The following is a 25,580-nucleotide window of genomic DNA, read 5'->3' on the forward strand; positions in this document are numbered from 1 at the left end:
GATCTCTGTTTTTTAGTGCAAATGTGAGGGAGGGTTTCCGTTTTTATTGCGAAAGGTGAAGGAGCGCCTCCGTTTTTATTGCGAAAGGTGAGGGAGGGTTCCCCCTGCTGGCGCTTACTTTGTGGCGCGCTGCCTGGACACTTCATAAAGCGAAATGCCCACTGCCATGGAAGCGTTGAGCGACTCCATGGCCGAGTCGATGGGGATGGAAACGATCTGGTCGCAGTTTTCGCGAACCAGGCGGCTGAGGCCCTTGCCTTCAGAGCCAACGACAATGCAGACGGGCTCCGTTGCGAGGGTCAGGTCCGGCAGGGAGACGTCGCCGTCGCCGTCGAGGCCCAGGACGAAGATGCCCATGCTCTTGAACTGCTTCAAAGCGTTGTTCAGGTTGGCCGCACGGGCTACGGGAACGCGTACGGCTGCTCCGGCGCTGGTCTTCCAGGCCGAGGCGGTGACTCCAACGGAGCGGCGTTCCGGGACGATGACGCCGTGGCCGCTGAAGGCAGAGACCGACCTGATGATGGCGCCCAGGTTGCGGGGGTCCGTGATGCCGTCGAGGGCAACGAAAAGGGGCGCGTTGGCTACGTGGCCCTTTTTCCAGCGGTCAACGGTCTGTTCTGCGAGATCGTAGGCGTCCTGGTATTCGTAGGGCGGGATCTGCAGCACAAGGCCCTGGTGAACCGCATCTTCGGTCATACGGTCCAACTCGGGCTTGCCAGTCTCCAGCAGCGGGATGCCCCGCTCGGCAGCCAGCTTCAGCGATTCCTTGACGCGATCGTCCATCTCGATGCGGACGGCCACGTGCAGAGCCTTGGCGGGGATGCCGGCGCGGAGGGCTTCGACTACCGAATTGCGGCCGGTGACTACTTCTTCAGTAGCCCTTCCCTTGGGGCCGGTCCGTGCGGCCCCTGCGCTGCGGGCGCCCGTTCCCCGCTTCGCTGCCGACCTTTCGGAGAGCTGCTTGCTTTTGTGTGCCTTGTGATACGGACGGTCCTCCGCCTTGGGCGTGGGGCCCTTACCCTCTAGGGCTTTGCGGCCGTGACCACCTGTACCGACGGTGGGGCCCTTCTTTGCTTTGACCGACCGGCGACCGTTGTTGGCCATGAGTTCCACCCTTGATTGTGTTGACTAAGTCTGCATACCAGTCTACTGAATCAAGTTAAATCGAATTCCAGGCCTGCTGGGGCCATACCCGTCAGTCCCGCTGCAGGCTCCAGGTGGCACCGTCAGGCCCGTCTTCGACGATGACGCCCGCCGCCTTGAGCGTGTCCCGGATGGCGTCAGACTTTGCCCAGTCTTTGTTGGCGCGGGCCTCCGCCCTTGCCTCGAGCTGTGCCTCGACGAGCTCCGTCAGGGCAGAGTGTTCCTTGCCCTGGATCGCTTCTGGCATCTGCACCGCGTCCAAACCCAGAACCTTGGTCATAACCAGGACGCTGTGCAATGCCGCTTGGACGGTTAGGTCTTCGCCATTGGCAAGCGCCGTATTCCCAGTGCGGACCGCGTCGTGCAAGGCCGCCAGGGCCTGCGGAACATTCAGGTCATCGTCCATGGCTGCCGCAAAGATCTGCAGCCACTCCGTTGAAGGCTGCTCCTGCAGCTTCGCCGGCCCTCTGGCCCCGCCCAGCTTTGCCCCGGCCTTCGCGATGAACCCGTCAATGCGCTCAACAGCCGCTGCAGCTTCCTGAAGCGACGTCGGCCGGTAGTCCAGAATCGAGCGGTAGTGGGCCTGCCCCAGGTAGTAGCGGACGACGCGCGGCGGCGCCAGTTCCAGCATTTCCGCCGGACTGACGGTATTTCCAACAGATTTGGACATTTTTTCGCCCTGATAGGTGACCATGCCGTTGTGCATCCAGAAGTTGGCGAAGCTGTGCCCGGCCGCCTGTGACTGGGCCATCTCGTTTTCATGGTGGGGAAAACGCAGGTCAAGGCCGCCGCCGTGAATGTCGAACTCTGTGCCCAGGTACTTCGTGACCATGGCCGAGCATTCAAGGTGCCAGCCGGGGCGGCCGGCGCCCCAGGGCGAAACCCAGCTTGCCGTCGTCGGCTCCCCTTCTTTGTGGCCTTTCCACAGGGCGAAGTCCCGCGGATCCCGTTTGCCCCGGGGATCAGCATCCGTTGCGCCTTGCATGTCATCGATGCTTTGCCGGGTCAGGGAGCCGTATTTGCTCCAGGATCGGACATCGAAGTAGACGTCACCGGAGCCATCGAGTGCAGGATAGGCATGGCCGCGCTCAACCAGCTGCTGGATGAGCGCGTGCATTTCAGGAATGTGGCCAGTGGCACGTGGCTCGTAAGTGGGCCGGGAAACGCCGAGGGTGTCGTAGGCCTTGAGGAACTCCTGCTCGTACCGGTAGGCCAGGGCCCACCACTCTTCCTCACGCCCAGAGCCTTCCTCGTCCTCGAAGTCAGGCTCGAAAGAGGCAGCGGATTTGGCGAGGATTTTGTCATCGATATCTGTCACGTTGCGGACCACGGTCACGCGGAAGCCGCTGTACTGCAACCAGCGTGTCAGCTGGTCGAACGCGATGGCTGAGCGGATGTGCCCTACGTGGGGCATGCCCTGGACCGTGGCACCGCAGTAGTACAGGCTCACTTTGCCAGGTACCAGGGGAACGAAGTTCCGGACTTCGGCGGATGCGGTGTCGTAAAAGCGGAGGGTCACCGCTCCAGATTAGCCGATGCGGCTGCAGGCCCTTACTTGCAGACCTCGCCGATCCTGTTGTTCTGCTCCTTGAGCTGCTGCGTCTGTTCAGTGCTCTTGGTGCCCAGCGAAGTGCCCGCTGCCTTTTTCATGATGTCCGCCATTTTTTGGATGGGATCCGCCACCTCAGGAGCCACCTTGTCCGCGACTTCCTGATAGTGCTTGGCGATCTGGTCGGCCTTCTGCTGCTCGTTTCCACTGGGCACAAAGGAGTCGCCGCTGAGGAACTTACAGCTTTCCTCCACGCTCATCTTCGGGGAGCCTGAACAGCCGGTCAGCAGTACTGCTGCAGCAAGTACGACGGCGGCCAGCGGCTTGTTCACGGGAAGTCTCCTGAAAGGTCTGGAAGCAGGGTCAATCATTAAGGGTAGGCGACTGTGCTGGGTTAGCCGGTCCGGGCCGCGTCGGTCCCGTTCAGCTGATGCGGTAAACGAGCGCGGTGGCCATAGCGGAAATGCCTTCTCCGCGGCCTGTAAAGCCGAGACCGTCACTGGTGGTGGCGCTTACGCTGACAGGCGCTCCGGCCGCACGGCTGAGGACGGCCTGGGACTCTTCGCGCCGTGGACCAAACTTAGGCCGGTTGCCGACGAATTGAATGGCTATGTTGCCGATTTCGAAGCCCTCGGCCCGAACGATTCTCGCCGCCTCGGCCAGCAGGGTTACACCGGACGCGCCGGCCAGTTCGGGTCGGCCTGTTCCGAAATGGGTTCCGAGATCACCTACCCCGGCTGCGGAAAAGAGTGCATCAGCCGCGGCATGTGCCACAGGATCACCGTCCGAATGGCCGGCCAGTCCGCGTTCACCTTCCCAGTGCAGCCCGCCCAGCCAGAGGTCACGCGGCTCGTTTTCAGGCGCGAAGGCGTGAACGTCTATCCCGATGCCTGTCCGCGGAACGAGTGGAATGATTGGTTCTGCCGCAACCATGTCAGCCCTCCACCCAGCGGATACCCAAGGGACCTTCGAGCAACCCCTCGGCAAGGATGAGGTCCAGTGGTGTTGTGATCTTCAGAGACTGGCTGGCTCCGCGGACGGCATGCACCGGGACGCCCAGAAGCTCCACCAGCATGGCGTCGTCGGTAATGGCCGCGGACTGCTCGTCGTCAAAGCCCTCTGCAGCCTCGTGGGCCCGAAGCAAGGTGCCCAGTTCGAAGCCCTGAGGTGTCTGCACTGCCCGCAAATATTCACGGGGAGCAGTTCCGGTGACGATTTCGGGAGCGATCCGGGCGTCGTCGCCATTGGTCACCGCGACTGTCTTGACGGTGTCCACCACAGGGATCACGGGGATCACGGCAGTAGCACCGGCTGCCAGCGCGTTGACCACCCGGTGAAATACGGTCTCGGGGGTCAGCGCCCTGGCTGCATCGTGGACCAGGATGGCATCCGTGCCGCTTTCAACTGCACGAAGGGCGGCCCGGACAGAATCAGCCCGGGTAGCGCCGCCGTCGACCATCGTAAGGAGGGGTCCGCCGTCCACGAGTTCAGTGCTGAACTCTTCGCACAATCTGCGCAGTTCCGCGTCACCCTTCGGCAGTGCTACGCAAACCTGGCGTGCGACGCCTGCACCAACGATTCCCCTCAAGGTATGCATCAGGATGGGTTCGCCACCAAGGGGGACCCGCGCCTTAGGGATACCGTAACCAAGCCGCTGCCCTGATCCTGCAGCTACAACGATGACAGCGACCGCGGGCGTAAGTGAGGCGGCTCCGGAATCCAGTCCTGTCGCCGCAGATTCTTGTGGTGAACTCATGGGGATAACACTACGTGGCACTTCCCCAGCCGCATGAAACAGGGCAAAAAGAAACCCCGGCGGCACCTTGCCACCGGGGTTCAATTCTTAGGAAGCCAAGACCTCGTCGAGAACGCTTGCAGCCTTCTCTTCATCGGTCTTTTCAGCCAGTGCCAGTTCTGAAATCAGAATCTGGCGGGCCTTGGCCAGCATGCGCTTCTCGCCTGCGGAAAGGCCGCGGTCGTGATCACGGCGCCAAAGGTCACGAACGACCTCTGCTACCTTGATGACGTCCCCGGAAGCAAGCTTCTCCAGGTTTGCCTTATAACGACGTGACCAGTTGGTGGGCTCTTCAGTGAACTCGGCTCGCAGCACATCAAAAACGTGCTCCAAACCTTCTTTGCCCACTACGTCACGGACCCCAACAAGGTCAACGTTCTCTGCTGGAACTTCAATGGTCAGATCACCCTGAGCCACCTTGAGCTTGAGATACATCTTCTCTTCGCCCTTGACAGTGCGCATCTTGATTTCTTCAATTTTGGCTGCACCGTGGTGAGGGTAAACTACTGTCTCGCCGACCTCAAAAACCATGTGGACTTTCCCCTTTCCCGCAGACCAGTTTATCACGATTCAGGCATATGACCGGCACCGAAAGGGCTCCGGAACCGCATGAATACAGGGAAAAGGGGCAGAATCAGCTTCCTGTGACCCCTTGACGGATGCGGATAATAGTGCATGCGGCCGGTGCTGCCAAGGATCTCCCCGTGGCCGCCGCAGCCCACGAGTCATCCCCCGCGAGGTCCTGAATGGGGCTTATTATGTAGAACCGGAATCCTCGTTTCGTAGTGTTTACGGCTAGGCTATGGCCTGAATAATGTTTCAAACTCTCGAGGAGTACTTGACGTGCGTTTCACTGCGATCATCCGGGGCCAGCGCGGCAGGCTTGTAATGGCTACTGCCGCTCTTGGTGTCAGCCTGCTGTCAGTGACAGGCTGCGGCTACATCAACCCTCAGCAGACCGCCCAGCAGTACTCTGCGTCCGACGGGATCCGTGCCGACGTCGGACCGCTGCAGATCCGGAACCTGATGATCGTCTCCACAGGCGAGGACCAGCCAGGCCGGGTCGTCGGTGCTATCTACAACTCCTCATCGGCCGACGTGAAACTTACCCTCAACGGCGCGGCTGGGTCACAGACCGAGATCCCCGTAGCCAAGAACTCCTACACCCTGCTGAACGAGAGCACGGACCCGGCCATTCTCAGCACCACCGGAGGCATTCCGGGCTCCCTGGTGGAGGTTAAGCTCCGGGAAAGCGGAACCGGCCAGGACGCAGAAGCGATGGTCCCCGTGCTGGATGCCACGCTCCCTGAATACCAGGAATACCTGCCCGAGGGCAGCGAACCCACCGGCACTACCTCCCCGGAGTCGACGCCGACGCCGACCAGCAGCGCCAGCCACTGACCTTCCGCAGGCGCAACCGTCCGCGGAAGCAAATTTAACGAAAAGGAGCGGCTCCCCAAAAAGGGAGCCGCTCCTTTTCGTTTCTGGACTTCTTACGGTTCGAACTTGTAGCCAAGGCCCCGCACTGTTACCAGGTATCGCGGGTTCGACGGGTCCGGCTCGATTTTGCTGCGGAGTCGCTTGACGTGGACATCCAGGGTCTTGGTGTCGCCGACATAGTCGGAGCCCCACACGCGGTCAATCAGCTGCCCACGCGTCAGCACCCGGCCGGAGTTACGCAGGAGCATCTCCAGCAATTCAAACTCCTTCAGGGGAAGGGACACCTGGGCCCCGGACACGCTGACGACGTGCCGCTCCACGTCCATCCTGACCGGCCCGGCCTGCACTGTGTTGGAGATCAGCTCCTCGGGTTCCGCCTGCCGCCGGAGCACCGCCCGGACCCGGGCAACCAGTTCCCGTGATGAGTATGGCTTGGTGACATAGTCATCGGCCCCCAACTCCAGGCCCACCACCTTGTCGATCTCAGAATCTTTGGCAGTCAGCATAATCACAGGAACGCTGGAGCGTTGGCGGAGCTGGCGGCAGACTTCGGTGCCGGATTGACCGGGCAGCTGAAGGTCCAGCAGCACCAGGTCGGCGCCGTTGCGGTCGAATTCGGTGATGGCGTCCAAGCCGTTATCGACCACTTCCACTTCAAATCCTTCCTTACCCAGCAAGAAGGAAAGGGGGTCGCTGAACGATTCCTCGTCCTCAACAATCAGAATCCGGCTCAAGCACTGGCTCCTTGCTCATGGACGCCTGCGGCGTCGCGTCGTTGTTGTGTCTTTTGGCGGCCGGGCGCGGCTGCTTCGGTGGGCTTGGCGGAGTCAGCTGCATCGCCGTCGTCCTGCCCTTCCATTTCGGGAAGCCGCAAGGTGAACGTGGATCCTTGGCCGGGCTGGGACCAGAGCGTTACTTCGCCTCCGTGATTCGAGACGACATGTTTGACGATGCTAAGACCAAGGCCGGTGCCTCCGGTGTGGCGGGAGCGGGCCGCGTCAACACGGTAGAACCTCTCGAAAACCCTTTCCTGGTCCTCGGATGAGAGTCCGTCGCCTTGATCGGTCACGGACACCGAGATGAGGCCATGGCTGGCTTTCACGCCGATGCCCACCCTGGTGTTCTCGGGGGAATAACGGATGGCGTTGTCGATCAAGTTCCGCAGCGCCGTGACCAACAGGTCCTGGTCACCGAAGACCATGGCTTCCACCCGTCCGCCGATCACGATTTCGATATTCTTGCTCTCGGCTGGCAACTGCGATCGGTCCACGGCCTCGGAGATCACTGAATTGATGTCCACCGGATGCCCCTGTTGGGCCACATTCGCGCCCTGCAGCCGGGATAGTTCGATGATGTCCTGCACTAGGGCCGCCAGCCGGGCTGATTCCTTATGCATCCTTTGCGCGAAGCGCCGCACAGCCTTCTCGTCGTCAGGTGAGGCTTCAAGCGCCTCCGCAAGCAGGGAGATGGCACCGACGGGAGTCTTCAGCTCATGCGAGACGTTTGCGACAAAGTCGTTGCGGATCTCTTCGGTCCTGGTGATTTCAGTGCGGTCGTCGGCCAGCAGCAATATGTACTCTTCGCCGAGCATTGCAGCCCTGAGCTGGACAATGATGGTGCCTTGCCCCAGTGGCCCGCGGGGCAGTTCCAGCTGTTCTTCCAGAATTACGCCGTCCCGCCGCACCCTGGCCGTCATGTCCAGCAACTGCTTATGCACTACGGTATGGCCGCGGACCAGCCCATAGGCATAGGCGGCTGGACTAGCGCGCACGACGCCGTCAATGGCATCGACCACAAGGAACGCACGTCCCAGCACAGCAAGGACTTCCGCGGCCCCATCGGGCAGGGCCGGCTCATCAAAGTCGCCATCGACCAGTTTGCGCTGCTGCTCGCTGATCCGGAATGCGAGGACGCCAAAAATGCCCAACGACAGCCCGACCAGGCCGGCGATAACACCGATAAGCATAGGATCCACGGCTCCAGCTTATGCGGTACAACTCGTAGGAAACGGGCAATAGCTGCGATTGAGCCAGCGGTTCAGCTAACGTTCACTTATTGACGCCTAACAGTTCACCGGACGGTGACAGAGTTATCAGTTGGACTGCCGGAACGGTGACACGAAACCTGCCGGTCACACTGGTGGCTTGCACAGTTTCAAAGGAAAGGACGCCTAGTGCGTAAGGTTTTTCAGGAAGAGCTGACCCAGGTGGGCGTACAGCTCGTCGAAATCTCGAAGCTGGTCAGCGAGGCCATAGAGAAGGCGACGACGGCCTTTGAAGGCGCCGACGTCGACCTCGCCCAGGATGTTATCGCCGCCGACGCGCGGATCGATTTCCTGCAGAACAGCCTGGACGAGCGTGCCATCGACATCCTTGCACTGCAGGGGCCGGTAGCCAGCGACCTGCGGATGATAGTGGGTTCCCTTCGAATGAGCGCTTCGCTGGAACGCATGGGCGATCTCGCCAGGCATATTGCCCAGCTTGCCCGGCTTCGGTTCCCGGCCAACGTAATTCCAGACCAGCTGTCCGAGACCTTCAAGCATTTCGCCGAGCAGGACCTACTGATCGCGCGCAAGCTCACGGAGCTCCTGGAAACCCGCAACCTGGAAGTCGCCCGTGACATCCTCAAGGCCAACAGTGTGGTCAACGACCTCCACCTGAGCGTCTTCAAAGCGATTGCCCGGAGTGATTGGAACGAGTCCCCGGCGACTACCGTGGACGTCGCCCTCGCCAGCCGGTACTTCGAACGGTTCGCTGACCATGGCGTGTCGGTGGCCCAGAAGGTCACCTACCTTGTGACTGGCGCCTGGCAGCCGAACAGCTCAGAAAACGCCTGACTCTGCGCCCGTTGAGGGCAAGCAGAAAGTCCGACGGCGGGCGGTCCACTCAGTGGGCCGCCCGCCGTCCTTCGTTTAACTATTGCAAAGTCAGGATCCCGGCTGAGCCGCGTCCAGGGGGCCCACGCGTCAGGGTTCCCTGACCGAGCTTGCGAGGTTAGGGGGACGTTGGGGAGGACGACAGAGCAGGCAGCGGGATTCTCGACGAAGCGCTACCGCTTGCCCTGGTTGGCAACCGCCATGATGGACGCAGCTGCGGCGTCGGGGTCAAGGTAAGTGCCACCCGGGATCAGGGGCTGGAAGTCCTCATCCAGCTCATAAACCAAGGGAATGCCCGTGGGAATGTTGAGGCTCGCGATGTCCTCGTCGCTGATGCCGTCGAGGTGCTTGACCAGGGCCCGGAGCGAGTTGCCATGGGCGGTGACAAGAACGGTCTTGCCCTTCTTGAGGTCTTCCTTGATGTCCGATTCCCAGTAGGGCATCAGACGGATCAGGACATCCTTGAGGCACTCCGTGCGTGGCACGGCGTCGCCGAGCTCCGCGTACCGGGGGTCTCCAACCTGGGAGAATTCAGCGTTGGCGTCCAGCGGCGGTGGCGGAGTGTCGTAGGAACGGCGCCACATCATGAACTGCTCTTCGCCGTATTCAGCGAGGGTCTGGGCTTTGTCCTTGCCCTGCAGCGCGCCGTAGTGGCGTTCGTTGAGGCGCCAGTCGCGCTTGACGTCGATCCAGCCGCGATCGGCTTTGTCAAGTGCAAGATTGGCCGTGTTGATGGCGCGCTTCAGACGCGAGGTGTAAAGAATGTCCGGGAGAATATCGTTCTCTACCAGGAGCTCCCCGCCCCGAACTGCTTCCTCACGGCCTTGCTCGTTAAGGTCGACGTCCACCCAGCCGGTGAAAAGGTTTTTGGCGTTCCATTCGCTGTGGCCGTGGCGCAGCAGAATCAGCTTGTAAGTCATGGTTTTCATCCTAGCCGAGCAGCTATGCGTGCTGCCGAGCGTTACATCCCGTTGCCTGAAGGCCGTATACCCTTGCAGGGTGGTGCAGAAAGCAGAGCGGGTGATTGCACCCTTTGGAACCCGCGACCTAGCGGCTCCCTTGGCGCGGGCAGGAAATCAGCGGGCAGGAAAACCGGCGCGGGCAGGCAAGCCGATTGGCAACATCACCCGCGGCACCACCAATCCCAACCGCATGCGCCGCCTGGACCGCTGGCTTACCGGCCCCCAAGCATGGCGTCTGCGTTCCGCCGGGGATCCCCTCGTGGTCGATCTGGGGTACGGCGCAACGCCGGCAACCGCCGTCGAACTGTTTGACCGCCTGTCCACCGTCCGCCCCGACGTCCGTGTTTGGGGAATCGAGATTGAACCGGAACGGGTCCGGGCAGCCAGGGCCCTTGAACGGCCGGGCTTGGGTTTTGTGCTGGGTGGCTTTGAGCTCCCCGTTCAGGGCCGGCCCGTACTGGTGCGCGCCTTCAATGTGCTGCGCCAATATGAAGAAGCCGACGTCGAAGGTATCTGGCGGCTGATGCGGGGCAGGCTTTCAGCGGGAGGGTTGTTCATCGACGGTACCTGCGACGAGATCGGACGGCGCGTCACCTGGATTGCGGTCGGCAGGCAGGGGCCTCTGAGTCTCAGTATTTCCTTGCGGTTCGGTAGCTTCGACCTGCCGTCAGAGGCTGCGGAACGATTGCCGAAAGCGCTGATTCACCGCAACGTTCCCGGTGAAGCGGTCCATGCGCTGCTCCAGGCTATGGACAAGGCCTGGCTTGATTCCGGACCGTTGCAGCCGTTTGGGAACCGGCAGCGCTGGATATCCATGTGCAGGGCACTCCGCGACGACGGGTGGCCGGTTCAGGATGGTGCGTCACGCTGGCGTTTGGGGGAAATTACCGTGGATTGGGAAGCAGTGGCTCCCGGACCCTGACCCTTACCAGGGACCGTAGGGGCCGGTGTTCCGGCTCCCGCCACGTCCCGCATCCTTAACGGCAGGGCGGACATCCGCCAGGTAAACAGAAGCGGCTGTGACCGCCGCGAGCCCGAAGAGGCCAAGGGTTCCGAAGAGGCCGCCACGGGGTCCTGTGAAGACCGACAATGCACCTATGGCAAACGCGACGCCGGTCATCCCAAGCCAGAACGTCTTGGTCCGCTTTGACACGGCTTCAAAGGCGTTGGCCCTGTGGCGGAGGCAATCGAAGAAAGCCCACGCCTCAATGCCGAAGGCAACAACGGCCAGGAGGAAGTACACTCCGTTTTCGACATACGCAATCATCAGTTTTCCGTCCACCACTCCAGCCTAATGGTCCAGAGCGTCCAGCGCCTGCGCCACGTCAGCCCAAAGGTCCTCCACATCCTCAATCCCCACACTCAACCGAAGGAGGTTATCCGGAACGCTTTCCGGCTCGGCGGTGTGGCGGCGGCGCCGTTCCATCAGGGATTCAACCCCGCCCAGGGACGTTGCCGGCAGCCACAAATCCAAGGCGGCAATGACCCGATCAGCCGCTTCCTCACCGCTAACCCCCGCCGACGCCGCGACCTGAACACTGATGATGGAGCCAAAGCCTTTCATCTGGGCCTTGGCCCGCTCGTGACCCGGGTCCGATTCCAGCCCGGGATACCGGATGCTTTCGATGCGCGGATGTTGGCCGAGACGTTCGGCCAACACGGCCGCTGATGCCTGGGACTTGCCGATCCGCAGGGCAAGAGTGCGCAGTCCCCGGAGTGCCAACCAGGCCTCAAAGGGCCCGGCGATCCCGCCGTGGATGGAACGGTGCTGCAGCAGCGTCTCCCTGAGACCGGCGTCGGACGTCACGAGGGCACCCAGCACCACGTCGGAGTGGCCGGCGAGGTACTTGGTCACCGAGTGAAGGACGACGTCGGATCCGAAGGCGAGCGGCTGCTGCACCAAAGGAGTGGAGAAAGTGTTGTCGGTAACCACCAGCGCATCCACAGCATGGGCGGCGTCGGCCAGGACTGCTATATCGGCGATGCCAAGCATGGGATTCGTGGGGCTTTCCAGCCACAGCATATTGGCGGCCGATCCTCCGGCGGGTGACAGCTGTTCCTTAACTGCCTCTGTATCCGCTATATCCACGGTACGCAGTTTAATGAACCCCTTGCCTGCCAACTCCTGCGCCATCGCCAGTGAACCCGAGTAGCTATGGGTCGGCATGACCAGAATGCCTCCGGCCGGGATGAGTGAGAATGCTGAGCTGACTGCGGCGAGGCCCGAGGAGTACAGCAGGCCCGGGAGCTCAGCACCCTCCAACTGCCCCAAGGCCTCCTCGAACGGCTCCCAGGTGGGGTTGGAGTAGCGGCCATAGCCTCTGTCGCCGGATTCCACCGGGCCGGTGCCAAAGTAGGTGGAGGAGAGCACCACAGGAGGGTTGACCGGTTCATTGCGTTCACGGGGTGGGCGCCCGGCGGCTACAACCACCGTTTCGGCTGAGAGCGCGGCGACCTGCTGTTGGGAGAGAGTCATGGAGAAAGCGTACGTCGGGTGTCCTCAGCGGCTAAATGAACCTTGGTGGCCTGCCTGGCGCAGCTTGTTGGGCCGGGAACGCTGTCGATAATTTCTTAGCCCTGATGTATATCCGCTGATATAGATGTTTGTAGCACCGCATTGATCAAACAGACAAGAGTCCACCCGTTCACGTGTCTTGCGGGAGGCGAATTATGTCGTGCATTATCGGTAGGCTAGTCAAGTGACTACCCAGAGCCCCGGACTGTTCATTGCCTTCGAGGGCGGCGACGGCGCCGGCAAGTCAACCCAGGCGGCTGAGCTGGCCCGCACGCTGGAGGCACGGGGCATGACCGTCTTGCGCACCCGCGAACCAGGCGGAACACCAATTGGGGAAAAACTCCGCTCCCTGGTGCTCGATCACGGACACGGCCACATTGACGCCCATACTGAAGCCCTGATTTTTGCCGCCTCCCGCGCGGCTCACGCCAGCCAGGTCATTCGGCCCGCCCTGGAGCGGGGTGAAACAGTTCTCACCGACCGGTACATAGATTCCTCGGTCGCGTATCAGGGTGCAGGGCGGTCCCTTGGCGCTGACGCTGTCCGCAGCCTCAATGAATGGGCCACCTCCGGTCTGCTTCCGGACCTGACCGTACTGCTCGACGTCGATCCCGGCGTCGGACGTCAACGCCGCACAGCGGGGGATGCTGCCGAAGACCGGCTGGAATCCGAAGCCGACGAGTTCCACGCACGAATCCGGGAAGCCTTCCTGAATCTTGCCTCTGCCCGTCCCGAACGCTACTTGGTCCTCCCCGCGCATCTGCCGGTGGGAGAACTTGCGGCCAGGATCCTGGCGAGCGTGGACGCTCTGCTGGCGACATCCCAGCGGAGTACCGCGTGAGTGTCTGGGATGACCTGCAGGGCCAGAGCGCGGTCGTCGACCAGCTGCGCCAGGCCGCCGAGGGTGACGGTTTGACGCACGCCTGGCTATTTACGGGACCACCGGGGTCCGGCCGCTCCAATGCCGCCAAGGCGTTCGCGGCCGCACTGAACTGCGACCAGGAAGATGTCACCAAGCGCGGCTGCGGCACCTGCGCGGCCTGCCGGACCATTCTGGGCGAGACGCATTCAGACGTAACTTTCGTCCGCACCGACAAAGTCACCATCACTATCCAGGAGTCGCGCGAGCTGGTCGCCAAGGCCGGCAACAGGCCATCCTCGGGCCGGTGGCGGGTCATCGTCGTCGAAGATGCAGACCGCATGGCGGAACGCACCACCAACGTGCTTCTCAAGGCCATCGAGGAGCCCACGCCCCGCACCATCTGGATGCTGTGCGCACCCTCCCCCGCTGATGTCCTGGTCACTATCCGCTCCCGTTGCCGTCCCGTAGCGTTGCGCCTCCCGCCGGCGGCGGATGTTGCCGCCCTCCTGGTGAAGCGCGACGGCGTCGAGCCGGGACTCGCCGAACGGGCGGCTCGCGGGGCCCAGAGCCATGTGGGAATCGCGAGGCGGCTGGCCCGGGATCCGCAGGCACGGGAGCGGCGGCTGGAGACCGTTCGTTTGCCTTTGGGCCTGCGCGGGATAACGGCTGCAATCCTCATGGCCGAGAAACTCGTCAAGATTGCCACGGAGGAAGCCAACAGCTCCAACGAGGAGCGCGATGCCGCGGAAAAAGCCGCCCTCCTGGCGACGCTCGGCGCACCCGAAACAGGAACTCTGCCCCCGGCGATGAGGAGCCAGGTCAAGCAGCTCGAGGACGATCAGAAGCGGCGGGCCAAGCGGTCCATTACGGATTCCCTTGACCGTACGCTCACCGATCTGCTGTCCTTCTACCGCGATGTGCTCATTATCCAGATGGGGAACGCCGTGGAATTGGTGAACGTTGAGTTGAGGAGTGAGCTGGAGGAATTCGCGGCCCGCTCCAGCGCCGAAGCAACCCTCATAAGGATGGAAGCCATCAACAAGGCCCGCAATCGAATTACCACCACCAACGCGGCGCCTCTCCTGGCAGTCGAGTCCATGGCCGCCAGCCTCATCTGATTCAGCCAGGCGTCCGCTGACAGCGGAGCATACAGTGAGCCTTCCCGGCCGGCACGGCCGATCGGGGCAGGCCGATATTTTGAAGGAGAACCGCATGAAGCCTGCACGGCGCCTGCCCGCACCACCCAGATCGGTGGTGACCGCAGCGCGGACTGCCGGCGCGATGGCGCTGGTTCTGCTGCTCGCATCGTGCAGCTTCTTCGGACAGCCCAAGGACTCGAAGCGGGATGACGCAGCAGGGCAGGCTGACCCCGCCATCATCGACGCAGCCCCGGCAGAACTGCGTACGTACTATGGGCAGCGTGTCTCGTGGACATCGTGCGAGGAGCAATTCCAGTGCGCCAAGGTGAAAGTGCCCTTGGATTACGACGAGCCCGAAGGCGAAAGCATCGAGATCGCCGCCTTGCGCCTGCCTGCCAAGGGCAACAAGAAGGGGAGCCTGCTGGTGAACCCCGGCGGCCCCGGCGGTTCCGGCTATGACTTCGTCAAGGATTCTGGGGCCACCAACATCTCTGACCGCGTCCGGTCCAACTACGATCTTGTGGGTTTTGACCCCCGCGGTGTGAAACGCTCTGCCCCGGTCACCTGTCTCACTGACCAGGAACGTGACGCCGTCGCGCAGCAAAACTACAATCTGGACCTTGACGCCGATCTGCAGGCCTACCTTGAGGCCAACAAGGCAACAATCGCCAAGTGCGTTGAGAAGACCGGCCCGGTTCTGGCCCATATCGATACCATCAGCGCAGCCAAGGACCTGGATATCCTCCGGGCAGTGGTAAATGACCGCAAGCTCAACTACCTCGGCTACTCATACGGCACCTTTCTCGGCTCCACTTATGCCTCCCTTTTCCCCGACAACATTGGCCGCGTGGTGCTCGACGGAGCCCTGGACCCATCGCTGAGCAACGAGGAACTTACCCGCGGACAGGCACGTGCTTTCGAGAAGGCCATCCGCGCCTACGTTTCAAGCTGCCTTCAGCAACAGGGCTGCCCCGTGACGGGAACCGTGGATACGGCCGTGCAGGAGATTCGTGACCTCATCCAGAGCGTCGCCGCCAATCCGCGCCAGGCAAAGGATGGCCGCGTTGTCACGGGCTCGACATTTGTGAGCGGCTTCATCCTGCCCTTCTACAACGACGACAACTGGCCGCTGCTGACCAAGGCCCTCGACGACGCCATGAAGGGCGACGCGTCAACCATGCAGCAGCTCGCGGACTTCGGCGCTGACAGGAATCCTGACGGCACTTACTCTTCGAACAGCGGCTTCGCCTTCACCGCAATCAACTGCCTTGACTACCCGATGGTCACAGACACCGAGGGCATGCGGGCGGAGGAACAGTTACTGAAGCAGGATTCACCCACACTGGGCTATTTCTTCGCGTACGGCGGCACCAACTGCAAGGACTGGCCATACAAGAACGTCCGAACGCCGGCACCAGTGGAATACCCCGGTTCCGCTCCCATCGTCGTCGTCGGCACCACCGGTGACCCCGCGACGCCGGTTGAATGGGCAGAAGCCCTGCGCAAGCAACTCGGAAATGCCTCACTGGTGACCTGGAAGGGCGAGGGCCACACGGCTTACGGGCGGTCCAACAGCTGCGTAGAGGACGCAGTGGACCTCTATCTCATTGACGGCAAATCCCCGGTGGACAACACCGTCTGCTGAAACTGGTTGCCGAAACTTCCAAAACCCCCGTCACGTTCCGGCCTGCAGATGCTCTTACTAGTTAGACGGGCTTCAAACCGTCTGTAATGGGAGCTGTTTTGCGACTGGGGCGGCCTAAACATGGGGGGCCGCTTTAATCGTAGAAGGTCCGGAGCCAGGTAATCAGGCTCCGGACCTGCTTCATTTTGACCCGGAACCTTGAACTCGATTACAGTTGTTTCTTGCATGATCCGGCCGGTTCGTCCGGCTGAGTTCGTGCGGTGCTTCCTTAGCTCAGTCGGTAGAGCGTTTCACTCGTAATGAAAAGGTCATCAGTTCGATTCTGATAGGAAGCTCGAAAAACCCCGTCGTTCCAAGGAACCGGCGGGGTTTCTTTTTCACCTGGCCCATACTGATCCCCTAAATATCGACGGCAAACAAAAAACTCCACCGGTAGACTCGGAGCAGAAGCACCAACAGGGGGAGGTCTTCATGTACAGAATTCCGCGCACAATGCGTGTGGCAGTCTACGGAGCGGCTACCGGCCCGGTACTTGCCTTCCTGCTGCGGGCAGGCCGAAGCCGCGAGAAGCTGCAGGAGTTGGGCGCGTGAGCTTCTTCCAGGATCTGCCGCAGCCACCAGAGCGTCCCCGGGCTCCCCGGCACGTGACCCCGGTGTGGCTTGCACCCCCGGCAAATGAACTTCCTGGTGTCTTCCACGTCGGAAAGTTCCTCCATCGCGCGCCCGGTTTCGTGATGGCGGTCAAAAGCGCTGAGGTCTTCTCGACCGGGTGCGCAATCCATGTTGTTTGGACCGTCCGCAGGACTAACGAAAGCGACCGGGAGTGGGCTTCAGCGAGTGGGCGGTTCTTTCGGCATCCTGCACCGGGACCAGGTTACGTGGAGGACCCCGACTCGGCGCTTCTCTTCGGAGTAGCTTTTCCTGACGGCCGGAAAACCACTTCGACGCACATCAGGCCGGGAATGTTCGACGGTAGCGAACCAGTTACCGGCCCGGTCCTGATGGCCAGCGGTGAAGGCGGCAGTGGCAGCGAGGACGAGCTTATAGGTTCCGCAAGGTTATGGGTGTGGCCGCTGCTGGAAGACGGCGACCTTCGGCTCGTGGCGCAATGGAAAGAAGCCGGAATGCCGGAACAATCCATCCTTCTCGAAGGCCAAAAAATCGCGGCTGCTGCCCGGGACGTCCAAGCGTACTGAGAGCTTGGCCAACTCCCTACCGCGGACACCTTTACATCTCTGCTTCTCCTCGCCCACAATGAGTCGCATCAGCCAGCACTGGGCCAGCAGCGCGCTGTCACTCAATACATGCCACATCAAAGGGGCCATGACATGGATGACAACACAGATGTTAAAGAGGCGGACCGGGCGCTGAAGCAAAGGCACCGGGCCATGTGGGCCCAGGGCGACTACCCGGCCCTGGCCAGTGAACTGATTCCGGACCTCGGGGCCATCCTCGTCGACACCTGCGGAATCAAGCCCGGTCAGCGGGTCCTGGACGTTGCCGCGGGCGCAGGCAATGCCGCTATTCCCGCCGCCATGATGGGCGCCCGGGTAGTGGCCAGCGACCTCACACCGGAACTGTTCGACGCCGGCCGCCACTTGGCAGCCGATCGCGGCGTCGAGCTGGAATGGATGGAAGGTGACGCCGAGGCCCTGCCGTTCAAGGACAACGAGTTCGACGTGGTGATGTCCTGCCTGGGTGTCATGTTTGCGCCACACCACCAGGCGGGCGCGGACGAGCTGGTCCGGGTATGCAAGCCCGGCGGGACCATCGGACTGTTGAACTGGACGCCCGAGGGGTTCCTCGGGAGGATGTTGGCAACGATGAAGCCGTTCGCTCCCCCGCCCCCACCAGGCGCCCAACCCCCTCCCCTCTGGGGCAGCGAGGACCACGTTCGGGAGCTCTTCGGCGACAGAATCACAGCCGTCCAGGCCCGCAAGCAGACGGTGACCATCAGGAGCTTCCACAGGCCGGAGGACTTCCTTCATTACTTCAAGTCCCACTACGGCCCCACAATCTCCGTCTACAAATCCCTGGGGGACGACGCAGAGAAGGTCAACGCATTGGACAAGGCCCTCACGGAACTGGCCGAGGCTTTCAGCGACATCCACGGCGATTCGCCGTCGCAGATGGAGTGGGAATACCTGCTGCTCACCGCCAATAAAGCCCGCAACGGAATTTAGTCCTGCAGGTCGCTTATCCCTGTGATGTAGGCAACGGTGGCCGGCCCAGGGCTTCCGTCGAACGTGTAAGCGTAGTCGACATAGGAGCCCCCTGGGTGGGCGCCCCAGCCACGAACTGATCCGTCATTCAACAGTGCAAACGTACTTACGCCTTCGGTGCTCTTGACTTCCTTCACATGGGTCAGCCCCAGTACCGGCGTGGGCACAGCTACGTCCGTCTCGTCCCCGCCCGTTCCAAGCAGGATCTTGGCGTGGTAACCCCAGGCTCGGACGGTCCCGTCACTCAGAACTACGAAGGAATTGTTCCGGTTGCAGGTAATGTCCTTCGCGTTTTTGATGCCGATAGGCTCAACCGGCAGCATGCTTGTGGTCGTAGTTCCATCGCCAAGCCGCCCGCTCCCGTTCCAGCCCCAGGTTCGGACCGTTCCATCACCCATTAGCGCGCACCCGACAGCTCCAGTGGAGATTTTTCGTGCCCCAAAAAGTTGGGGAACCTCCACTGGCGAGGAGCTGCCTTGGTACGAGCCGTTACCAAGAGGCGAGTCGCCCCAACCCTTTACCGTTCCGTTCGTAAGGAACGCATAGACGTTGCGGCCTTCAGCGGAGACCTCCCTGACGCCCGCCAGACCCTGGATTTCGACGGGGGTGGACGTGGGGCTGTACCCTGTGCCCCGCATTCCCCAGGCCTTGACCGTCCCGTCGTTCATCAGCGCATGGACAGTGGAGTCATCGACTGCAATGGACTGAACACCGGTTAGGCCGGGAACCTCGGCAGGTATGGACCTCGTGGTTGTGGAGTTAGCGCCCGTACTGGTGCCATCACCAAGCTGTCCATACTGGTTCTGACCCCAGGCCCACACAGTTCCGTCGTTTCGCACCGCATAGGCGTTGGCAACGTCGATTGCCACCTGCTTTACGTCTGTGAGCCCCTTTGCCTGCACCGGCAAGCTGCTATGGGTAACAGTTCCGTTGCCGAGCACACCGGTCGTGTTGTAACCCCAGCCCCATACGGTCCCATCCTTGAGTCTGGCCAGCTTTGTGCCGGTTCCGGTGACGGAAGCAACACCGGCAAGTCCCTTGACTTTTGATGGGTAGTCATGCGCGGTGGTTGTTCCGTTGCCGAGCTCGCCGTAAGTATTCCGTCCCCAGGTATAGACCGCATCGATTGGCGTCCCCGCCACAAAGTAGCCGGCTGAGTCGGCGATGAGGTGCACCGGAAAGTCGGAGTTGTTGGTCAGTAAGATGGTGCCGTCGCTCCCCACGAGGGTGTTGACGAGGTTAGGTACGGTCTGGCCCCGTACGAAGTTCAGGTTTGATGTGTCTGGCTTGTGTGTCCCACCCGGGTAGACGGTAATATTCCCGGCAGATCCCGGGCTGGTGACCGTGACATTGAGTGCCATGGCTGCAACGCCGACGGCCGGTATTCCGCCCCGGCCGGTGACCTTCACACGAATGGTTCGATGTGCCTCAACAGCCGAATTGTAGCGGGTATCCAATTGCCGGAAAGGCGTGCGGGCAGCGAAGGCGCCTGCTTCCGCGGCGGTACCGGCGAGGTAATACCCTGCGGTGTCTGCCAGGAGGTGGACCGTTGAGTTCGAGTTGTTCGTGAGAGCAATGGTTCCGTCAGCTCCGACAGGACTCTGGACGAAGTTGGGTACCGTCTGGCCCGCTACGAAGTTGAGATTGGAAGTTCCCGGCTGGGACGTACCGCCGGCATAAACAGTGACGTTTCCGGCGGTTCCCGGGTTGGTCACCGTGACGTTTACGGCCACTGCCGAAACACCCGAGACGGGAATCCCCCCGCGGCCGGTGACTTTGACACGCATCGTTGCCCACGGTGCGATGGCATTGTTGTAGCGCGTGTCCAGCTGCCTGAAAGGAGTCTGCGAGGAGAATGCTCCGGGGTTCGTGACGGCACCGCCCAGGTAATAGCCTGAACTGTCCGCGATGAGGTCCACGTTGGAATTGGAATTGTTGGTAAGGGCGATGGTGCCGTCCGAGCCAATAGGAGAGATGACGAGGTTAGGGACTGTCTGGCCTGTGTTGAAGTTGAGGTTTGACGTACCTGGCTGTGCAGTGCCGCCGGCGTAGACGGTGATGTTGCCCGCTTGCCCCGTGTTGGTGACCGTGACGTTCAGTGCAACGGCGGACACCCCGGAGGCAGGAACTCCGCCCTGGCCCGTCACCTTGACCCGAATGGTCCCCCAAGCAGGAACAGGACGGCCGAATCCACCGCGCCCAGTACGCGTGTCCAGCTGCCGATAAGGCGTCACCGAGACAAAGGCCCCTGGAACGGCAGGATCAGGCCTGCCACCGAGAACGGCAATATTGTCGGAGTCGCTGCCATCGGCGTTCGCCGCACCGGACACTGCAATGGAAGTGCCGAGCAAGGCCAGAATGACGGCCGCCCAAAGAACAAGCCTGAAAACGAATGCGCGCACGAAGGTCCCCCCGCCAAGCGACCGCGGAGTGCCGTCGTTATCGCAGAGTATAGCCTGTGAGCGCCAACAATGCCCCACTCTGTGCGAGACAGAGGAAAGGCTGGTTGGATCAGGCGGGAGCTATGCGGACGGTTCCTCGACCTTTACAGCGGAGATCTCAAACTCAAGCGTGATTTTGTCGGAGATCAGGACCCCGCCGGAGTCCAGCGCCGCGTTCCAGGTAAGGCCGAAGTCCTGCCTGTCAATCCGGCGCGACCCTTCAAATCCCGCGCGGAGGTTGCCCATCGGGTCACGTTCGACTCCCATGAAGTCCAACGGGATCGCGATGTCCTTGGTGACGCCGCGGATGGTGACAGCACCGCCCACAATAAAGTGGCCGTCGTCGACCTGGTCCACGCGGTTGCTTGAGAACGTGATTTCCGGAAACTGCGGTGCGTCAAAGAACTCGTTAGTGCGCAGGTGCTGGTCCCGGTCCGCGTTGCGAGTATCGATGCTGCCCACCTGGATGGTCATGCGTGCGGAGGAACGCTCAGGGTTTTCGCCGTCGACATCGATGACGCCCTCAAAATCATTGAACGCCCCGCGGACCTTGGTGACCATTGCGTGGCGGGTGGAAAACCCGATGCGGGTGTGAGTGGGGTCAAAGCGCCACGTGCCCGAAAAGTTCGATGCGATTTCAGCCATTGGAGTGCCTCCTGTGCAGGCGTGCCGGCACAGGGACTGTGCTGCGGAAAGGTGTAGCAACAGTAACAGACCGCCGTCCCTCGCCTGTTGGGACGACCGCACTGCCGCTAAACGTTACGCCCCGGATCCCTGCCCGGAGCCTGGCAGTTGCACACCTCTGAGAGGCCTGGAAATATCGTGCGGCCCGGACGGGTTGGAGCGTTTGAGTGCACCACCGCCTCAACAGGGAATCGAGACACATGAAATGGTTTTCACTGCTCAGGGAGGACCTGCTGGCAGCACGGTCCCAAGATCCCGCTGCGACGAGCGCGGCTGAGGTAGGCCTGCTCTACTCAGGGGTGCATGCCTTGTGGATGTACCGGCTGACGCATGTCCTCTGGCAAAGGCCCAGGACAAGGGGTATAGCCCGCCTGCTTTCGCAGGCTACCCGTGCTTTGACGGGCATAGGGATACATCCGGGCGCTTCAGTTGGGCGTCGTCTCTTCATCGACCACGGGACTGGTGTTGTGATTGGTGAAACAGCCGTTATCGGCGACGACGTCCTCATCTACCAGGGTGTAACTCTCGGCGGGAAGGCCCTGGACCAGGAGAAACCTCATCCGACTATTGGCGACAGGGTCATGCTGGGTTCTGGTGCAAAAGTGCTCGGCCCGGTGGTGGTCGGAAGTGATTCGGCGATCGGCGCAAATGCTGTTGTTGTTACCGATATCCCCGGGGGTGCGATCGCCGTGTGCATACCGGCTCACTGGCGCTTTCGTGATGCAAATGAAGTTGTCCCCCGGGATGTCTTCATTGATCCAGTACTCCTGACCTGATTTGTCACTTCTTCGGCCGCCCCATTCCATCACCTACGCGATGGGATGGATTAATGGGGCACAATGAACCCATGTGCGGCCGATACGTGATGTCCCGAGCCACCGGCGATCTCCTCGCATACTTTGATGCCCAGGAAGCCGAAGGACGCTCAGCACCTCCCAGCTGGAATGTGGCGCCCACCAATGACGTCCCCATCATCACTGAAAAACCCGCCGAGGAAGCCCCGAAACGCCGTCTCCTAATTGCCAAGTGGGGACTGGTGCCGTCCTGGGCCAAGGACACGAAGATCGGCTCCAAGCTCATCAATGCCCGGAGCGAAACCATCCTGGATAAACCTGCGTTCAGGAAGGCCGCCATCAAGCGCAGGGCACTTATTCCCGCCGAGGGGTATTACGAGTGGGAGAAGACAGAGGATGGCAAGAAAATCCCCAACTACCTCTACTCCCAGGACGATGAACTCCTGGCCTTCGCTGGACTCTACGAGTTCTGGCCGGATCCGGCCTTGCCCGAGGACGACCCAAACAGATGGCTGCTCACGTTCACAGTGCTGACCACCACTGCTCAAGATTCCCTTGGCCATGTCCATGACAGATCACCCGTTATCGTTCCGCGGGAGATGTTCGCAGACTGGCTGAACCCGGAACTGAGTGACAAGGAAGAAGTGCAGCAATTGCTGGATTCCATGCCTGAGCCGGTCCTCACTCCGCGGATTGTGAGCGACCGGGTGAACAGTGTGCGCAACAACGGCCCGGAGCTCATCGATCCAGCCGATTGAGGCCGGATGAGGCCTTTGGCTTAGTCGGATGAGGCTTCGGCCTCAACTGGATGGGTTGGTGGTCCTGTCCTCCTCCGCAACCAGTCCTAGGGCGATGGCTGCGGGACCTCACAATTGATCTGAGGGTTAGCCCCGACATAATTCAGTGGACCAGCGACGATAGTCACCGCAATGGTTCCTGCCTCAGCGCACGTAGCAGGTGAGCCGGCGAAATATCCTCGCTGTGCACACGCCGCCACGCCGATTGCCAGCCAGAGTACGAGCAAGATCCCGACAATACGCATGTTGTCCTCCAATGCCAGACGGTACCTCACTCCGAATTATCCTCCCGAATGGAGAAAAGCCCTAGGCATATGGCCCCCAAAAACCGGCTTACTGGCAGGATGGGCCAGCTCTTACCTCCGCGGCTCCGGAATGAACCTATGATGCTCGCATGGGAGAGAAGCAGCTGATGGACCAACGGCTGGCCGAGATAGCCCAAGAACTCTATGGGCTGCCTCTGGAGGAGTTTGTGGCAGCACGCACAGCGGCCGCCAAATCCGCGGACAGGGAGATGGCGACGATTATTCGTGGCCTTCCTAAACCTTCCGCAGCGGCCTGGGCTGTGAATATGTTCGCGCGGCATGATCCTGATTCTGTCCGCCAGCTCAGCGAATTGGGCCAGTCCATGCGTGCCGCCCAGGACAGCCTTGATGCGGTGGCCATGCGGGAGCTTGGCCAGGAGCGCCGGCGCCTGCTATCCGAGGTCATGGACACTGTCCGTACCGCTGCCGAACAGCGCGGCAGGAAAATAAGTGACGCCGTGGCCACGGAAGTGGAGGAGACTCTGCGGGCGGCCACCGCTGACAGCGGTGCTGCCGCTGCCGTCCGAAGCGGCCAATTGCTGAAGGTTCTGTCATCCGACGGCGTCGATCAGGTGGACCTCGACGGCGCCGTTGCGGTTCCCCAGGTGCTGACCGATGCGCTACAAAGTGAGACGCGGAATGAGGGCAAGGGTCAACGTCGGCCCGAGCCTGCGACGACGATCATAGCCGGGCAACGATCGGCAAAGCGAGGCGGCCAGGATCGCGCTCGGGATAGCGCCGAGCGAAACGTTAAGCGGGCGGATGGACGAGCGGACAAGCCTCGCCTCCAGGCAGTCCAGCCGACGCGTCGGCCCGCCTTGCCTTCTGCCCTTGAGAAAGCCCTCGCTTCCCTTGCCGAGGCCGAAGCCGTGACACGCTCGGCAGGTGAGGACGCCGCCGCAGCTGAAAACCGCCTGGAGGAGGTGGAGGCGGAATTGGGCCGGCTTGCCGAACGATCACGGAAGCTCAGGGAGGAACTAAAAAACCTCGACCGTGAGCTCGATAGGGTCCGCAAGGAGCGTGAAACGGCAGCCATCGAAACCCAGCAGGCCAGCCGGGCGGCCGACAAGGGACGGCGGACGGAAGAGTTGGCCCGCCAGCGCGTACTGCGGCTTCGCAACACGCAGAACTGAAATCTCTAAATTGTCGGAGCCCCGCTTCACACTGGATTCATGAACAGGAAACAGATCAACAGCATTGAAGTCAACGGCGCGGAACCGCTGGCTGCCGCAAACGCTGGCGACGCCGCGGGCGGGCAGGAGTTCCATGTCACTTTCTACAATTCCCAGCACGGACGCGTCAGCACTGAAATTTTCGACGACGCCGCCAGCGCCGAGCGCTTCGCGGCCCGGATGATCTGCGAGGAGGACGATTGGGCAATTGTCGATCCAGTCCCGCTGCAGCAGAACCGGATCGCGGCATAAGAATATTGCTTATGCCATCTTGAACATCGCGGCATGAAAAGGGTCCCGTGCACCCAGGCACGGGACCCTCTCAAGTCAGATGGCCGCAGATCACTGCAAGACCCAGCTCTGAAATCTAGGCGAAGTCGGAAACTGCCGGATCCGGGCCGATCCGTCCGCCGCCTTCAGCCGTCCTGTCCAAGGCGTTGATGGCCTGGATATCTTCAGCATCAAGGATCACATCCAGGGCAGCATAATTCTCCTGGATACGGGATTCGGTGACGGACTTCGGAATAACAACGTTTCCAAGTGCCAAATGCCAGGCGATGACAACCTGAGCGGGGCTGGCATTGTGCTTGCCGGCAATCGCGGTGATTACCGGGTGCTCCAGAAGCTCCCCGCCCTGGCCCAGCGGAGACCATGCCTGGGTCAGGACGCCCAGGGAGTTATTAAAGGCGCGCAGCTCGGTCTGGTTGAAGAACGGGTGAAGCTCGATCTGATTGATTGCGGGCACAACGCCGGTCTCATCGATCACTCGCTGCAGCCCCTCTTTGGTGAAGTTGGAGACGCCAATGGCCTTAACCCGCCCGCGCTTCTGGAGTTCGATGAGCGCCTTCCACGTGTCCACATACTTATCCTGCTTGGGCTGCTCCCAGTGGATCAGATACAGATCCAGGGACTCCAGGCCCAGGCGTTCCAGCGAGTCCTCAAAGGCCTTCAATGTTGATTCATAGCCCTGATCGGAGTTCCACAGCTTGGTGGTGACGAAAATGTCCTCAGGCGCGAGACCGGAACGCTCAATGGCCCTGCCCACACCAGCCTCGTTGCCGTAAATCTTCGCGGTATCAATGTGGCGGAAGCCGGCTTCAAACGCCTGGACCACTACCTTCTCAGCTACATCGTCCTCAACCTGCCAGACCCCGTAGCCGAGCTGGGGAATGGTATTGCCGTCATGAAAGGTCAGTACGGGTGAAGTAGTCATGCATTTCATCGTGCCAATAAAGCTGGC

At 61.5% G+C, this 25,580-nt stretch carries 26 protein-coding genes and 1 tRNA gene; 13 read left to right on the forward strand and 14 right to left on the reverse strand.

All coding sequences use genetic code 11. The features are described 5' to 3' along the window. Positions 1-114 precede the first annotated feature (114 nt). The 6 genes from rlmB to M1E05_RS17570 all read right to left on the reverse strand — a co-directional run bounded on the left by rlmB (position 115) and on the right by M1E05_RS17570 (position 5,018). A complete protein-coding gene (gene rlmB / locus M1E05_RS17545) occupies positions 115-1,104 on the reverse strand; it encodes a 23S rRNA (guanosine(2251)-2'-O)-methyltransferase RlmB (protein WP_458113288.1) in 990 nt (329 codons plus the stop codon). A 91-nt stretch (positions 1,105-1,195) separates the two neighbouring features. Then, positions 1,196-2,662, reverse strand: a complete 1,467-nt coding sequence (gene cysS, locus M1E05_RS17550; protein ID WP_458113287.1) for a cysteine--tRNA ligase — start codon at positions 2,660-2,662, stop codon at positions 1,196-1,198. A gap of 32 nt (positions 2,663-2,694) precedes the next feature. Beyond that, entirely contained in the window at positions 2,695-3,024 is a 330-nt protein-coding gene (locus M1E05_RS17555) for a hypothetical protein (protein ID WP_461163724.1), read from the reverse strand. Positions 3,025-3,115: 91 nt separating this feature from the next. Next, on the reverse strand, positions 3,116-3,625 hold the full coding sequence (gene ispF, locus M1E05_RS17560; protein ID WP_458113285.1) for a 2-C-methyl-D-erythritol 2,4-cyclodiphosphate synthase: 510 nt from the start codon (positions 3,623-3,625) through the stop codon (positions 3,116-3,118). Position 3,626: 1 nt separating this feature from the next. Next, complete coding sequence (gene ispD / locus M1E05_RS17565; RefSeq protein ID WP_458113284.1) at positions 3,627-4,448, reverse strand: 2-C-methyl-D-erythritol 4-phosphate cytidylyltransferase; 822 nt, start codon at positions 4,446-4,448, stop codon at positions 3,627-3,629. A gap of 87 nt (positions 4,449-4,535) precedes the next feature. Then, the gene (locus M1E05_RS17570; RefSeq protein ID WP_026266570.1) at positions 4,536-5,018 is read right to left on the reverse strand and encodes a CarD family transcriptional regulator; all 483 of its coding nucleotides are present in this window, start codon (positions 5,016-5,018) and stop codon (positions 4,536-4,538) included. Positions 5,019-5,330: 312 nt separating this feature from the next. On the opposite strand from M1E05_RS17570, the gene M1E05_RS17575 reads away from it, so the two are divergent. Then, a complete protein-coding gene (locus M1E05_RS17575) occupies positions 5,331-5,888 on the forward strand; it encodes a hypothetical protein (RefSeq protein ID WP_461163725.1) in 558 nt (185 codons plus the stop codon). Between the two features lie 92 nt (positions 5,889-5,980). Here the strand turns inward: M1E05_RS17575 and M1E05_RS17580 are convergent, their stop codons facing one another. Further along, a complete protein-coding gene (locus tag M1E05_RS17580) occupies positions 5,981-6,661 on the reverse strand; it encodes a response regulator transcription factor (protein ID WP_247048839.1) in 681 nt (226 codons plus the stop codon). After that, positions 6,658-7,893, reverse strand: coding sequence for a sensor histidine kinase (locus M1E05_RS17585; RefSeq protein ID WP_461165279.1), 1,236 nt, complete (start codon positions 7,891-7,893; stop codon positions 6,658-6,660). The genes M1E05_RS17580 and M1E05_RS17585 overlap by 4 nt, the downstream gene beginning before the upstream one ends. 207 nt (positions 7,894-8,100) lie before the next feature. On the opposite strand from M1E05_RS17585, the gene phoU reads away from it, so the two are divergent. Beyond that, on the forward strand, positions 8,101-8,763 hold the full coding sequence (gene phoU / locus M1E05_RS17590) for a phosphate signaling complex protein PhoU (RefSeq protein ID WP_458113282.1): 663 nt from the start codon (positions 8,101-8,103) through the stop codon (positions 8,761-8,763). Between the two features lie 212 nt (positions 8,764-8,975). On the opposite strand, the gene M1E05_RS17595 is transcribed toward phoU, so the two are convergent. Next, positions 8,976-9,722, reverse strand: coding sequence for a phosphoglyceromutase (locus M1E05_RS17595; protein ID WP_458113281.1), 747 nt, complete (start codon positions 9,720-9,722; stop codon positions 8,976-8,978). A gap of 79 nt (positions 9,723-9,801) precedes the next feature. Here M1E05_RS17595 and M1E05_RS17600 point away from each other — a divergent pair, with 79 nt between their 5' ends. Further along, a complete protein-coding gene (locus tag M1E05_RS17600) occupies positions 9,802-10,686 on the forward strand; it encodes a methyltransferase domain-containing protein (RefSeq protein ID WP_461163726.1) in 885 nt (294 codons plus the stop codon). A gap of 3 nt (positions 10,687-10,689) precedes the next feature. On the opposite strand, the gene M1E05_RS17605 is transcribed toward M1E05_RS17600, so the two are convergent. Further along, entirely contained in the window at positions 10,690-11,046 is a 357-nt protein-coding gene (locus tag M1E05_RS17605) for a DUF2516 family protein (protein WP_458113279.1), read from the reverse strand. Positions 11,047-11,055: 9 nt separating this feature from the next. Further along, a complete protein-coding gene (locus tag M1E05_RS17610) occupies positions 11,056-12,240 on the reverse strand; it encodes a trans-sulfuration enzyme family protein (RefSeq protein WP_461163727.1) in 1,185 nt (394 codons plus the stop codon). Positions 12,241-12,463: 223 nt separating this feature from the next. Here M1E05_RS17610 and tmk point away from each other — a divergent pair, with 223 nt between their 5' ends. The 6 genes from tmk to M1E05_RS17640 all read left to right on the forward strand — a co-directional run bounded on the left by tmk (position 12,464) and on the right by M1E05_RS17640 (position 18,108). After that, the gene (gene tmk, locus M1E05_RS17615; RefSeq protein WP_458113277.1) at positions 12,464-13,120 is read left to right on the forward strand and encodes a dTMP kinase; all 657 of its coding nucleotides are present in this window, start codon (positions 12,464-12,466) and stop codon (positions 13,118-13,120) included. Then, positions 13,117-14,259: a DNA polymerase III subunit delta' gene (locus tag M1E05_RS17620; protein ID WP_461163728.1), complete on the forward strand. Its 1,143-nt coding sequence runs from the start codon at positions 13,117-13,119 to the stop codon at positions 14,257-14,259. Before tmk ends, M1E05_RS17620 begins: the two co-directional genes overlap by 4 nt. Positions 14,260-14,353: 94 nt before the next feature. Further along, the gene (locus M1E05_RS17625; RefSeq protein ID WP_461163729.1) at positions 14,354-15,925 is read left to right on the forward strand and encodes an alpha/beta hydrolase; all 1,572 of its coding nucleotides are present in this window, start codon (positions 14,354-14,356) and stop codon (positions 15,923-15,925) included. 262 nt (positions 15,926-16,187) lie between these two features. Continuing rightward, positions 16,188-16,260: transfer RNA gene (locus M1E05_RS17630), tRNA-Thr, on the forward strand. Positions 16,261-16,512: 252 nt separating this feature from the next. After that, positions 16,513-17,121 (forward strand): hypothetical protein, encoded by a 609-nt coding sequence (locus tag M1E05_RS17635; protein ID WP_461163730.1) that lies wholly within the window; start codon positions 16,513-16,515, stop codon positions 17,119-17,121. 132 nt (positions 17,122-17,253) lie between these two features. Continuing rightward, on the forward strand, positions 17,254-18,108 hold the full coding sequence (locus M1E05_RS17640) for a class I SAM-dependent methyltransferase (protein ID WP_461163731.1): 855 nt from the start codon (positions 17,254-17,256) through the stop codon (positions 18,106-18,108). On the opposite strand, the gene M1E05_RS17645 is transcribed toward M1E05_RS17640, so the two are convergent. Beyond that, positions 18,105-20,549 (reverse strand): hypothetical protein, encoded by a 2,445-nt coding sequence (locus M1E05_RS17645; RefSeq protein ID WP_461163732.1) that lies wholly within the window; start codon positions 20,547-20,549, stop codon positions 18,105-18,107. The two genes, M1E05_RS17640 and M1E05_RS17645, sit on opposite strands and share 4 nt — an antisense overlap. A gap of 120 nt (positions 20,550-20,669) precedes the next feature. Beyond that, positions 20,670-21,233, reverse strand: coding sequence for a YceI family protein (locus M1E05_RS17650; protein ID WP_461163733.1), 564 nt, complete (start codon positions 21,231-21,233; stop codon positions 20,670-20,672). Positions 21,234-21,472: 239 nt separating this feature from the next. On the opposite strand from M1E05_RS17650, the gene epsC reads away from it, so the two are divergent. The 4 genes from epsC (at position 21,473) to M1E05_RS17670 (ending at position 24,592) form a co-directional block, all read left to right on the forward strand. Further along, positions 21,473-22,048: a serine O-acetyltransferase EpsC gene (epsC, locus tag M1E05_RS17655; protein ID WP_461163734.1), complete on the forward strand. Its 576-nt coding sequence runs from the start codon at positions 21,473-21,475 to the stop codon at positions 22,046-22,048. An 89-nt stretch (positions 22,049-22,137) separates the two neighbouring features. Beyond that, positions 22,138-22,824: an SOS response-associated peptidase gene (locus M1E05_RS17660; protein ID WP_461165280.1), complete on the forward strand. Its 687-nt coding sequence runs from the start codon at positions 22,138-22,140 to the stop codon at positions 22,822-22,824. A gap of 433 nt (positions 22,825-23,257) precedes the next feature. Further along, the gene (locus M1E05_RS17665) at positions 23,258-24,301 is read left to right on the forward strand and encodes a hypothetical protein (RefSeq protein ID WP_461163735.1); all 1,044 of its coding nucleotides are present in this window, start codon (positions 23,258-23,260) and stop codon (positions 24,299-24,301) included. A 39-nt stretch (positions 24,302-24,340) separates the two neighbouring features. Next, positions 24,341-24,592, forward strand: a complete 252-nt coding sequence (locus tag M1E05_RS17670; RefSeq protein WP_458113268.1) for a hypothetical protein — start codon at positions 24,341-24,343, stop codon at positions 24,590-24,592. A 115-nt stretch (positions 24,593-24,707) separates the two neighbouring features. Here M1E05_RS17670 and M1E05_RS17675 read toward each other — a convergent pair whose 3' ends face one another. Further along, a complete protein-coding gene (locus tag M1E05_RS17675) occupies positions 24,708-25,553 on the reverse strand; it encodes an aldo/keto reductase (RefSeq protein WP_461163736.1) in 846 nt (281 codons plus the stop codon). Positions 25,554-25,580 lie beyond the last annotated feature (27 nt).

This window comes from Arthrobacter sp. R4-81, from assembly GCF_054792365.1.

Excerpts from the sequence above, each read along its gene's own strand:
- ispD (WP_458113284.1), bottom strand. The coding sequence starts at position 4,448 with ATGAGTTCACCACAAGAATCTGCGGCGACAGGACTGGATTCCGGAGCC.
- M1E05_RS17670 (WP_458113268.1), top strand. The coding sequence starts at position 24,341 with ATGAACAGGAAACAGATCAACAGCATTGAAGTCAACGGCGCGGAACCG.
- rlmB (WP_458113288.1), bottom strand. The coding sequence starts at position 1,104 with ATGGCCAACAACGGTCGCCGGTCGGTCAAAGCAAAGAAGGGCCCCACC.
- ispF (WP_458113285.1), bottom strand. The coding sequence starts at position 3,625 with ATGGTTGCGGCAGAACCAATCATTCCACTCGTTCCGCGGACAGGCATC.
- M1E05_RS17640 (WP_461163731.1), top strand. The coding sequence starts at position 17,254 with ATGGATGACAACACAGATGTTAAAGAGGCGGACCGGGCGCTGAAGCAA.
- M1E05_RS17675 (WP_461163736.1), bottom strand. The coding sequence starts at position 25,553 with ATGACTACTTCACCCGTACTGACCTTTCATGACGGCAATACCATTCCC.
- M1E05_RS17660 (WP_461165280.1), top strand. The coding sequence starts at position 22,138 with ATGTCCCGAGCCACCGGCGATCTCCTCGCATACTTTGATGCCCAGGAA.
- M1E05_RS17610 (WP_461163727.1), bottom strand. The coding sequence starts at position 12,240 with ATGACTCTCTCCCAACAGCAGGTCGCCGCGCTCTCAGCCGAAACGGTG.
- M1E05_RS17570 (WP_026266570.1), bottom strand. The coding sequence starts at position 5,018 with ATGGTTTTTGAGGTCGGCGAGACAGTAGTTTACCCTCACCACGGTGCA.
- epsC (WP_461163734.1), top strand. The coding sequence starts at position 21,473 with ATGAAATGGTTTTCACTGCTCAGGGAGGACCTGCTGGCAGCACGGTCC.
- M1E05_RS17665 (WP_461163735.1), top strand. The coding sequence starts at position 23,258 with ATGGGAGAGAAGCAGCTGATGGACCAACGGCTGGCCGAGATAGCCCAA.
- M1E05_RS17650 (WP_461163733.1), bottom strand. The coding sequence starts at position 21,233 with ATGGCTGAAATCGCATCGAACTTTTCGGGCACGTGGCGCTTTGACCCC.
- M1E05_RS17585 (WP_461165279.1), bottom strand. The coding sequence starts at position 7,893 with ATGCTTATCGGTGTTATCGCCGGCCTGGTCGGGCTGTCGTTGGGCATT.
- M1E05_RS17625 (WP_461163729.1), top strand. The coding sequence starts at position 14,354 with ATGAAGCCTGCACGGCGCCTGCCCGCACCACCCAGATCGGTGGTGACC.
- M1E05_RS17595 (WP_458113281.1), bottom strand. The coding sequence starts at position 9,722 with ATGACTTACAAGCTGATTCTGCTGCGCCACGGCCACAGCGAATGGAAC.